The organism is Limnoglobus sp. (assembly GCF_059499385.1).
Genome location: NZ_JCABYM010000003.1, coordinates 1 through 9,776 on the forward strand (window position 1 = coordinate 1; position 9,776 = coordinate 9,776).

General features: G+C 68.9%; 8 protein-coding genes. 1 reads left to right on the plus strand and 7 read right to left on the minus strand.

Annotation, left to right across the window (positions count from 1 at the left end; genetic code table 11):
• Nucleotides 1-118: 118 nt before the first annotated feature.
• A complete protein-coding gene (locus AC5JJ2_RS00110; protein ID WP_495855921.1) occupies nucleotides 119-2,278 on the minus strand; it encodes a M48 family metallopeptidase in 2,160 nt (719 codons plus the stop codon).
• A gap of 100 nt (nucleotides 2,279-2,378) precedes the next feature.
• Between AC5JJ2_RS00110 and AC5JJ2_RS00115 the strand changes: the two genes are divergently transcribed.
• Nucleotides 2,379-3,581, plus strand: a complete 1,203-nt coding sequence (locus AC5JJ2_RS00115; RefSeq protein WP_495855922.1) for an aminotransferase class V-fold PLP-dependent enzyme — start codon at nucleotides 2,379-2,381, stop codon at nucleotides 3,579-3,581.
• A 219-nt stretch (nucleotides 3,582-3,800) separates the two neighbouring features.
• Here AC5JJ2_RS00115 and AC5JJ2_RS00120 read toward each other — a convergent pair whose 3' ends face one another.
• The 6 genes from AC5JJ2_RS00120 to AC5JJ2_RS00145 all read right to left on the minus strand — a co-directional run.
• Nucleotides 3,801-5,096, minus strand: coding sequence for a homoserine dehydrogenase (locus AC5JJ2_RS00120; RefSeq protein ID WP_495855923.1), 1,296 nt, complete (start codon nucleotides 5,094-5,096; stop codon nucleotides 3,801-3,803).
• A gap of 157 nt (nucleotides 5,097-5,253) precedes the next feature.
• On the minus strand, nucleotides 5,254-5,883 hold the full coding sequence (locus AC5JJ2_RS00125) for a DNA-3-methyladenine glycosylase family protein (RefSeq protein ID WP_495855924.1): 630 nt from the start codon (nucleotides 5,881-5,883) through the stop codon (nucleotides 5,254-5,256).
• A gap of 102 nt (nucleotides 5,884-5,985) precedes the next feature.
• Entirely contained in the window at nucleotides 5,986-7,038 is a 1,053-nt protein-coding gene (locus AC5JJ2_RS00130; RefSeq protein WP_495855925.1) for a hypothetical protein, read from the minus strand.
• A gap of 27 nt (nucleotides 7,039-7,065) precedes the next feature.
• Nucleotides 7,066-7,911 (minus strand): aminotransferase class IV, encoded by an 846-nt coding sequence (locus AC5JJ2_RS00135; protein WP_495855926.1) that lies wholly within the window; start codon nucleotides 7,909-7,911, stop codon nucleotides 7,066-7,068.
• A gap of 2 nt (nucleotides 7,912-7,913) precedes the next feature.
• On the minus strand, nucleotides 7,914-8,534 hold the full coding sequence (locus tag AC5JJ2_RS00140) for a hypothetical protein (protein WP_495855927.1): 621 nt from the start codon (nucleotides 8,532-8,534) through the stop codon (nucleotides 7,914-7,916).
• A 33-nt stretch (nucleotides 8,535-8,567) separates the two neighbouring features.
• The coding region (locus AC5JJ2_RS00145) for a 3-deoxy-D-manno-octulosonic acid transferase (RefSeq protein WP_495855928.1) at nucleotides 8,568-9,776 on the minus strand (1,209 nt) is incomplete at its 5' end.

The following is a 9,776-nucleotide window of genomic DNA, read 5'->3' on the forward strand; positions in this document are numbered from 1 at the left end:
CGCTGTGGCCGCGCACTCCGGCCCAGATCAAGACTAACAACACCACACTAGGCTTTCGGGTCTAATCCCATACATCGCCCCCCAAGGCCGCGAAAACTGCGGGCCATTCTGACGGCTTTCACCCCCCCGGCGGCGGGCTGAGCGGGATTGCCTGCGCCACCTTCGGGGCGGCGGCCGGCTGCGTCTTCGCCAGGAACTTCGCCGCGATGTCTTCCTGCAACCGCAGGATGCCGCCGAGACTCTTGCCGTGCAGCCGGGCCGACTTCGACATCACCTGGTCGAGCTGCCGCATCATCTTGTCGATCCACTTCCCCTTCACATAGGTCTCCGGCAACTCCTTCACGATCTCCTCGTCCAACAGGAAGTCCGCGAGCCGGTCGCCTTCCTCGAAGTTCTTCATCGCCGGCATGTCCAGTTCCTTCGCCCCGCGGAGGATCTTCTTCAGCGCCGACCGGCCCTCGCGGAGGACGTGCATCAGCTCGATGAAGTCGTCCTGCCCGATCTGCTCCGCCCCGGAGATCATGTTCAGCGTGACGTGCGCCCGCCCCTGGTGCATCCGGGCGGACTTGTACATCCCCTGGACGGCCATGTGGAACCGGTAGCGGTTGATGAGGTCGTAGTACAGGTCGTTGTGGACCCGGTAGGCCATCTGCACGAACACCAGGTACACCCGGCGGTCGAGCGAGTGGAACCACTCGTCGCTCTTTTCGAGCTTCCCTTCGACCTCCTTGAGCAGCCGCTTCGCCTTCCGGCCGCGGGCCGGGCCGGTGTTCGCGATCAGCGCGTCGTACTCCTCCATCAGCTCCTTACGCGTCTCGGCCCGGTCGCCGAGTTCCGTGTAGAGCTTCGTGTACACCGTCGCCAATCGCTCGTCCGGCCACGGCTCGTTCTGGATGAGTTCGTTCAGCTCGTCGAGGTCGCCGGGGTCGATGATCCGGCCGTCGTAGCTCCCCTCGTACTTGGCGTCGTAGGTCGTCTCGGCGTGCTCCTCGTCGATGAACTTCTGCACCTTCCGCGGGTCGGCCAGCTCCGTCCCCTTCGGGATGCGGCCGTACATGCGGTAGAACTTGTACGTCATCTTCTCCCGCAGGTCGGCCGGGTCGTCGAACAAGAGCCACGGCGACCGCTCGTCCATCGTCGCGGCGACGAACTCGGCCTTCACGTTCTCCTCCCGGTCGTAGTTCGACGGGTGGTAGTCCCCCTCGTCCGCCGGGTCCTCTTCCTCGTCCGGGTCGAACACCTGAACCTTCTTGCCGGCCGTCGGGCCGTCGAGCTTCGGGGCGACGCCGAGCTTCGGCTTCTTCTGCTTCTTCCGGACGATGTCGGCGGCCGCGTGCTGGTGGAAGTAGATGTCGGCCGTGTACAGCTTGTGGTCGGCGGCCTTGCGGAGTTCGCCGAACGCGAAGTTCAGGAACTCGTTGCCGTGCTTGGTGCGGAACAGCCCGTGGACGATGGCGTCGCTCCCGGCGACGCTCGCGGCCACGAGGTCCGCGTGGAACTCCCGCTCGCGGGCGATGTTGAACCGCTGGAAGCTCATCAGCTTGAAGATGCCGAGGAGCACGGACCGGACGATCCAGAGGCCGCCGCCGATGGTGAACCCGATGGCCGTGCCGATCCCGCCGGAGGTCTTCAACCAATCGACGAACGCGTCGAACCAGTCCCGGCCGGCGACGAGGTCGAGGATGATGCGGTTGACGACGTTCGTGTACGCCCCGACGAACCCGCCCTGGTTGAAGTGGCCGAACTCGTGCGCGAGGACGGCCTTGAACTCGCTGAGGTTCAGGCAGTTGATGAGGCCGAGGCCGAGGATGAGGTCCTTCTTCGGCTGCACGAACAGGTTGACGAGGCTGGTGTGCATGATGACGCCGGCGTTCACGTCGGCGGACACGAACAGCTTGTTCGGCTCCTCCGCCCCGGTCTCGTCGCAGACCCGCTCGATGAACGCGAACAGCTTCGGGTGGTCCCGCGGCTTCAGCTCGATGTACAGCTCCTTCTCGTAGAACGCGCTCTTGAAGAACCCCTTCACCAGCACCGCGAAGCAGAGGGCGAAGAAGATCGCGCCGAAGATCGGCCAGACCGGGGCGCGGGGGATGGAGATGAGCATCCAGGCCGTCATGAACCCGGTGAACATGACGAGGCTGAAGTAGATGAGCAGGAAGACGAACGAGCAGCCGAGGAGCAGCCACTCCTGGGTGACGTACTTCGACGGGTAGTCGGTGAGGTCGTCCGGCACGTCGGCCGGGGCGGGCGGGTAGGGCAGTTTCTGTTTCTCGGCCATCCGACGGGCCTCCGCGGGGTGTCCCATCAGGATAAAAGTGCGCTACCCACCAAATCAAGGGGCAACCGGCGTTTCCACGGCCCGCCAGTAGATTAGCCCCATGCACACCCCCGACTGGGCCGCCGCCCGCGAGCAGGTTCTGCTCGACCCCACGGTCACGATGCTCAACACCGGGTCGTTCGGCCCGACGCCGACACCCGTCTTCGCCGCCGCCAACGAGGTCCGCCGCCTCATGGCGATGGGGCCGACGAACTTCTTCGTCCGCACCCTGCCGCCGCTACTGTGGGACGCCCGCGTCAAGACGGCGCACTTCCTCGGCACGCGGCCGGAGCGGTTCGTCTTCACGACAAACGTGTCGGCGGCGATCAACCTCGTGGCGGCCGGGATTGGCCTAAACGCGCCGGGCGAAGTCCTGATGACCGACCACGAATACGGGTCGATGGTCTGGTGCTGGGAACGCGCCGCGGCCCGGCAGGGGTTGGAGGTGAAGACGTTCCCGCTGCCGACGATGCCGCGCGACCCCGGCGAGGTCGTGGACGCCGCGGTGAATGCGTTGACACCGCGGACGAAGGTGCTGTTCTTTAGCCACGCCCTGTCGCCGACCGGAATGGTGCTGCCGGCGAAGGAACTCGTCGCCGAGGCGCGGAAGCGGGGCATCCTGACGGTCGTGGACGGGGCGCACGCCCCGGCGATGGTGGACCTGAACATCGACGACATCGGCGCGGACTATTACGCCGGGAACTGCCACAAGTGGCTGCTCGCGCCGGTGGGCTGCGGGTTCGTGGCCGTCCGCGACTGGGACCGGCACGTCGAGCCGCTGCACGTGAGTTGGGGGTACAAGCCGGACGCCTACCCCATCGGCGAACACGGGGCCGCGGCCGGGCCGGACGCGCCCGACGCCTTCGGCAGCACGCAACGGACGCGGTTCCTCGAATTTGAAGGAACGAAGGACGTGTGCCCGTGGCTGGCGGCCCCGGCCGCGATCGCGTTCCAGGAAGCGCTCGGCTGGCAGGCGATCCGCGACCGGCACGCGGAGTTGGCCGCGTACTCCCGCGGCGTCTTCGACCGACTCGGGTTGAAGCTGGCGACCCCGGCCGACCGCCGAATGAGCGGCGCGATGACGGCGTGCGATCTGCCCCGCGGCGTGAACGTCCCGGAACTGCGGGCGAAACTGTGGGAGCAGCGGATCGAGGTTCCGCTGAACGAGCGGCCGGACCGCGTGCTGTTGCGGATCAGCCACCACTTCTACACGACGGAAGCGGAGATCGACCGGCTGGCGGAAGTGTTGCCGGGGCTGTTGTAAGTTTTCAGGCCAACGGCCTGGGAGCGCTCAGCCCAGGGCAACGCCCTGGGCGCGGGGACGCGGAGGCGCGTGCGTGTCCGCGAGGGCCTTGTCGCAGGCTTTCAGCCTGCCGGGTGGTTGCGGTCCCTACCCAGGGCGGCGGGCCTGCGGCCCTTGCCCTGGGCTGAGCGCTCCCACCCCTTCGGGGTGAAAACCGTCAACGGCGGTCGCTACGGTCGTTTAGTCGTCCACCGAGAAGTACACCGCCGGGCCGCACACGCCGGGGAGCTTCCCGAGCGCCGCGGCCGCCGCCCGGAAGCGGCCCGTCTCCGCCACGTGCGTCATGATGACCAGCGGCACGATCTGCTCCGGATGATCTTCCAGCGCCTCGTGCTGGATCACGGACGCGATGCTGATCCGCTCGTTCGCCAGGCCGCGGCACACGTCCGCCAGTACGCCCGGCTCGTCCCGCACCAGCGCCCGCAGGTAGAACTTTGATCGCACCTTCTCCGATGGCGCGGTCGTAAACCCCTTGTCCCCGCTCCAGAGCTTCGCCGCCGCGAACGTCTTCTGCGCCCGGCCGACGCCGATGTCGATGACGTCGGCGACCACGGACGACGCCGTCGGCATCATCCCTGCCCCCGGCCCCTGGTAGAGCGTCTCGCCGACCACGTCGCCGGTCACGAGGACGGCGTTGAACGCCCCGCGGACCTGCGCCAGCGGGTCGGTGTGCCGCAGCAGCACCGGGGCGACGTGCAGCGCCACCGTGCTGCCGCTGACCCACGCCTCCGCGAGCAGCTTGATCGTGTACCCCAGCTCGTCCGCGAACCGGGTGTCCATCGCGTCGATGTTGGCGATCCCCTGCTTCTCGATGTCGCTCGGCTTCGCCGTCACGCCGAACGCGATCTGCGCGAGCACCGCGAGCTTGTGGGCGGCGTCCGACCCGTCCACGTCGAGCGTCGGGTCGGCCTCGGCGTAGCCGAGCCGCTGGGCTTCCTTGAGCGCGTCGGCGTAGCTGTCGCCGTGGTCGGCCATGCTGGACAGGATGAAGTTCGACGTGCCGTTGAGGATGCCCTGGATGCCGGTGACCTGGTTGGCCGCGAGGCTCTCGCCGAGGGCGCGGATGATCGGGATGCCGCCGGCGACGGCCGCCTCGAAGCAGACGACCCGCTCGGCCCGCCGGGCGGCATCGAACAGTTCCAGCCCGTGCTCGGCGAGCAGTGCCTTGTTCGCGGTGACGACGTGCTTGCCGCCCGCGAGCGCCGCGAGCACAACCTGCTTCGCGACCGTCGTGCCGCCGATCAACTCGACGACGACCTGCACGCCGGGGTCCGCGACGGCTGCCTGCCAGTCGGTCGTGACGGGGAGGGTGATGTCGCGGGCCTTCGCCGGGTCGCGGGCGACGATTCGCTTGATCTGAACGGGTCGGCCGCCGGTGCGGGCGGTGATCCGGTCGGCGTGATCCGTGAGGATTTTGGCGACGCCCGTACCGACCGTGCCGCAGCCGACGAGCGCGATGCCGAGCGGGTCCGCCATTGCCGTGTGCCCTCCTGGTGATGCGAGTCAGTTTTACGGCACGCGGCCGTTCGGTGAAGGGGTGAACGGGTGAGGGGGTGAACGGTTGAAAATGGCCAAGCCACGGGCGATGTTTTTTGTCACCCCTTCACCCGTTCACCCCTTCACCCGTTCATCTTCAAGTCATCTCCGCGCCCTTCCACGCGGCGTCGCGGGTCCGCCACAGGTACCACGACGCCACCGTCCGGTACGGCCGCCACGGTTCGGCGATCTCCTCCATCCGCGCCGCCGTCGGCAACTCGGCCAGCCCGTACAGGTCCCGGAACGCGAGCTTGATGCCGAGGTCGCCGACCGGCAGCACGTCGAGGCGGGCGAAGCCGAACATGAGCAGCATGTCCGCCGACCACGGGCCGAGGCCTTTGATCTGCGTCACCGCGGCGCGGAACGGCTCGTCTTCCAAGTCGGGCAGCGACTTGAGGAACGCGCGGTCGGCGGTGACGTGGTCGAGAATCGCGACGACGGCCCGGTACTTGCCGCCGGAGAACCCGCACGCCCGGAAGTCGGCCTCCGTCAGCTTCCGCAGCTTCGCGACGGTGAACGGCTCCTTCACCTTCGCCGCGAGCCGGTCGTAGATGGACGCGGCCGCCTTCGTCGAGATTTGCTGCGAGATGACGCACCGCACGAGCAGCCGCAGCGGGTCGTCCGGCTTCGGCTCGAGCAGGCACTTGCCGGCGCGTTGGATGACGGCCTTCAACACCGGGTCGCGCCGCGACAGGTGGCGGCGGGCCTTTTGGTAGGTTTCGTTCATAATGAATAAGTGTACACAAAATGCGATGCGATGGCAGTCATATAGCCGCCGGCTTGCCGGCGGGGTTCTGCGCGCTCAAAAGCCCCGCCGGCAAGCCGGCGGCTATATACGGGATTTCGCCCGTCGGCGGACGGCGCGGATTTGCAACGCGATAAGGCCGACGGCGATCGTGCCGAAGACGGCCGCGAACGCGATCAGGCTGGTCCGGCTCAGGCCGATGTCCTCGAGCGTCGCCTCCTTCTTCGGCTTCTCCGGCGAGAGCAGCGACTGTTCCTCGGGCGGGGCCGGCAGCGCGGCGACGGCCCGGCGGACGGCTTCCCGGTGGGCCATCAGCACCCGGCGGTTCGAGAACGACCGGCTCCACGCGCAGTCGTCGAACAGCACCTCGGCCTCCCGCAACCGCCCGTCGGCGGCGTACAGCTCCGCGAGCAGCCAGAGCAACTGCGTGTCGGTCGGCGACCAGAGTAACAGTTGCTGCACGACCGCGATGGCGTCCGCCGGCAGCTTCGCCTTCTCCGCGGCGGCCAGCTTGCCCGGCTCGTACTGCCCGGCGTCGTTGACGAACTTCGCGTCGAACAGCGGCAGCACGTCCTCGGCCTCCGGTGACACGCGGCGCTCGGCCTGTTGCTGGTGGGCCTTCAGCCATCGCGGGTAGAACTCCTTCTCGACCCGCTGCAGCCACTTCCGCTGGTCCGCGGACGCGCCGGGCAGGTCCGCGGGGAAGTCGGCGTCGAGCCACGCGGACGAGTGCTTGCGGACGGCGTCGGCCCAGTCGCCGCGCACGGCGTAGACGTGCGCGAGGTTCGCCAGCACGCGGAAGTCGAGCACCCGGTCGCGGGTCCGCGGCTCCAACAGGTTGAGCGCGTCGTCGAGTCTGCCGAGGCGAATCAGGTCGGCGGCGCGGTCGGCCGGCGGCTGTTGCGTCTGGAGGCGGGCGAGCACGGCATCGCGCTCCGAGCTCTTCTTGTCGCTGTTCAGGATGAGTTCGTACTTCGTGAGTTCCTGCTTGAACCGGCCGCTCTTGTCCGGGTTGAACGAGAGTTCCCCGACCGTGCCGTCGGGCTTCACGGCGAACGGGCACGGCTCGGCGGACGAGTAAACGCCGGCCGACGCAGGAACGGCGAGGAGTAGGAGCGCGAGGATCGACGGCCGCATGACGGGGTTCCGAGTGGGGCGGTCATTTTATCCGGTGAACTGCCGGGCGATGTCCACGCCGACGAGCGCCGACCACGCGGCGAGCAGCCGCCGGTACGCCGGGCCGGGCCAGGGGAACGTTCGCGTGCCGCGGCCGTCGGTCCACGCCCGCACCCCGGCGACGCCGAACCCGGTCCCGCAGAGCAGCAACTCGGCCGCGCCGTCGAACGCGCCTTCCCGCACGGGCATTCCCAACCCGGCCGCGAGTTCGCCCAGCACCTTCAAGCTGATGCTCTCCTGTACGAACCCGGCGGGCGGGAGGAGCAGCGCGCCGTCCGGCGCGACGGCGGCGACGCCGCCGACGGCCGTGTCCGGCACGCCGCCGTTCAGCACGACGGCCACGGTTCCCGACGGCACGCGGTTCTCGGCGACGTGCCAGTGCAGGCGGCTGCGGTGCTTCACCGCCGGCGGAAGGAGGTCGTCCGGCGCGACCGATTGCGTCCCGGCGACGGCGAGCGCGACGCCGTGCGTGAAGAACGGCCGGTACCGCTCGACGCGGATCGGGTAGGTGGTCATCGCGAGCGTCGGCGGCCCGCCCGGCGGCCCCGGCGTCGCGGCCGTGACGAGGTGCAGGTCGTGCGTCGCCCGGTTGTGCGCGAGCAGTTCCTCGGCGATCCGCGTCAGCTCGGCATCGTGGGGAACGAGCGGGACGAAGCACCGCCCGCAGTCGCGGCGGAGGCGGGCGAGGTGGTCCGGCCAGCGGAAGAGCTGGCCGCCGTAGGTGCGGGCGTTATCGACGACGGTGGCCCCGGCCGTGAACCCGGCGTCCGCGAGTGACAACATGGTGTCAGTCGCGGGCAGGAACCGGCCGTTGAGGTACGCGAGCGGGGGCATGGTCACGCTGCCGCGGCCGGGCGGTCCGGTTGGACGATGTGTGTCAGGATGCCGAGGATTTTATCCGTCTGGGAGATGAGGTACTCGTTCAAGTCGATGGTCAATTCGTTCCCGCTCAGCTTGAGGAATCGCCACAAGCTCCCGGTCGTCACGAGGCCGTAGAGGGGGTCGATCGGCTTGTTCGCGTGCGCGTTGAACCGCCGCATCCCGACCATGCCGGCGACGCACTGGCCCAGACCGCCGGGGATGCTGTCCCGCTTCGCCTCGACCAGGAATACGACGGGCGCGCGGAGTTGCGGCAGTTGGTTGGACCGGCCAATGATGAAGTCCACGTACCCGGACAGCCCCGCCTCCTCGTCCGCGGAAAACTCGATCCCGGCGAACAAACTAATCCGCCCGTTGTACCGGTTCCAAAAGTCCGCCAGGACCGGGCCGACCATCCAGGTCGAGCGGGACGCCTCGCTGTGGGCGGTCGTCGCCAAGCGGACGTTACCCGGCAAGCTCGCGGCTAGCGCGGCCGAGGGCGCGACCGGCGGGACGTCGGGAAACAGGTCGGCGACGGACCGCTCGATCAAGCCCAAGTCGTCGATCACGTCCGGGTACTTGAAATCGCTGAACGCCATGGTCCGCTCTCCGCACGGGTCGGCGGTATTGTATCACGCCGCCCGTTTCGCCCGCGCCCCTTCGCCGAGCAGCTCGTCGAGTAAGTCGAGCGTCCGCCCCGTCGCGCCCTGTTGCTCTCGGACGAGTTGCCGGGCGGCGGCCCCCATCGCCGTTCGCGCGGTTTCGTCGTCGAGCAGTCGCGTGAACGCCGGGACGAGATCGCCCGCGTCCTTGACCATGACCGCGCCGCCGGCCTCGACCAGCCGGCGGGCGGCGTCGCGGAAGTTCCAGACGTGCGGGCCGAACGCCGTCGGCACGCCGTACCCGGCCGGCTCGATCATGCTCTGCCCGCCCCGCTTCCCGTCCAACGTCCCGCCGACGTACCCAACGTCCGCCAGGCCCCAGGCCGCGCCGAGTTCGCCCACCGTGTCCAGCAGCACCACCGGCGGCGGGGGCATCAGCGGCTCCACGATCCGGCTCCGCCGCGCGAACGGCAGGCCGGACTGATCGAGGATCGCCGTCACTTCCGCGAACCGGTCCGGGTGGCGCGGCACGAGCAGCAGGTGCAGTTGCGGGAACCGGTCGCGGAGTTCGCGGAACGCGGCGAGGACGAGCGCCTCCTCCGGCGCGTGCGTGCTGCCGGCGACGAGTAGCCGCGGCACGTTTAGCAGCCGCTTCAACTCGCGGCCCTTCGGCGTGTCGCGGTTGCCGACCGCGCCGTCGTACTTCACGGACCCGGTCACGCGGACGGCCCCCACGCCGAGTTGCCGGAAGCGACTTGCGTAATCCTCGGACTGCACGCCGATGGCGCGGACGTGGCGGAACAGCAGCCGGCGCGCGGCCCCGGCGACGCGGCTGAAACGCGAGAAGCTGCGGGGACTCATCCGCGCGTTGATGACGGCCACCGGGACGGCGCGGTCGCTCGCGGCGGCGAGGAAGTTCGGCCAGAGTTCCGCCTCGGCGAGCACGATCAGATTCGGCCGGATCGTGTCGAGGGCGGTCGCGACGGCCCACGAGAAGTCGAACGGCCACGCGACCACGGTGCAGTCCGCGAACCGCGACCGTGCCTCGGCGAGGCCGGTGTCGGTCGTCGAAGAGACGACGCAGGTGGCGTGCGGGTGGCGTTTCCGGAACGCGGCGACGACGGTGGCGAGCAGGTGAATTTCGCCGACGCTGACGCCGTGGAACCAGACGACGGGGCCGGCCCGGTTTTGGTTTTGTTCCCTCCCCCCTTGGGGGGGAGGGTTAGGGAGGGGGGTGAG